Below are 1194 nucleotides of genomic sequence, written 5' to 3' on the forward strand. Positions count from 1 at the left end.
AGCGATGACGCGGTTTTCTGGAAAAACGCGTGGCCTTCTTCGCGGGCAAGCCTCGCTCCTACAGAATCACGCTAATATGCCCACCACCCCAACCATACGGCCCATCTCGCTCAATGTCGGAAAAAGACACCATTTCCATTCAACTGGTGCGTGAAGCGCTGCTGCAGAGTTGCGCCCCGGGCGCGGCGACCGATGAGGTGTTGAGCAAGGTCGGTATTGATCCTTCGCTGCTGCAAAGCAACGTCGCCCGGGTGCCGGCCAGTGCCTATGCGCGGCTTTGGCGCTTGCTGGCCAGGCGTGGGGACGACGAGTTTTTCGGCATGGACCCGCGCAAGCTCAAGTCCGGCAGCCTGGCGTTTCTGTGCCGCTGCGCCATGATCCAGCCGAGCCTGGCGGCGGGGCTGACCAGCGGCCTGGGTTTCCTGTCGTTGATGCTCGAATGCATGCCCGCCGAACTGGTGCGCCAGCAAAGCCTGGCGGAGATCGTCCTGGCCGAGGACGACCACGCGCCACGCCGCGCCTTTACCTATTTCACCTACTGGATGATCGTCCACGGCGTGGCCTGCTGGCTGGCCGGGCGGCGGATTCCGATTCTGGCCATCGAGTTGCGTTGTCCCAAGCCCAATTTCTGCGATGACTACTTGGTGATGTTTTCCGAGAACCTGCGATTCGACCGGCCGCGCACGCGGATGATTTTCGCCGCCGATTGCCTGGACTTGCCGATCAAGCGCAGCGCCGAAGAGCTCAAGCGGTTCCTGGCCCATGCGCCGGCGAACATTTTGGTGAAGTACCGCGATCCCGAAAGCCTGGCCAGTCGGATCAAGCATGACCTGCGTCAGTTGCCCGCCGAGCAGTGGCCGGAAACCGAGCCGCTGGCGCAGCAGTTATGCATGTCGGCCTCGACCTTGCGCCGTCGATTGGCGGAGGAGGGGCAGACCTATCAGGGGCTCAAGGACAGCGTGCGCAAGGAGCTGGCCATCGTCTGGCTGGCCGAGCCGAGCATCAGCTTCGCCGAGATCGCCACGCGGTTGGGGTTTGCCGATGCCAGTTCATTCTACAAGGCGTTTCGCAAGTGGTCGGGGTCCAATCCGGGGCATTACCGGAGTTTGATCCTTAACGACGCTACCTGATCCGGGTTTCGGGTTGGGGCTACTGACGTCTTCGCGGGCAAGCCTCGCTCCTACAGATTGCGTA

The 1194-nt window shown here is 62.2% G+C and carries 1 protein-coding gene; it reads left to right on the top strand.

Going from position 1 to position 1194, the window contains the following annotated elements:
• The first annotated feature begins 113 nt into the window (after positions 1–113).
• Complete coding sequence (locus ACW9JE_RS30795) at positions 114–1130, top strand: AraC family transcriptional regulator (RefSeq protein WP_457434918.1); 1017 nt, start codon at positions 114–116, stop codon at positions 1128–1130.
• The last annotated feature ends 64 nt before the right edge of the window (positions 1131–1194 follow it).

This window comes from Pseudomonas sp. SDO55104_S430, assembly GCF_054070595.1.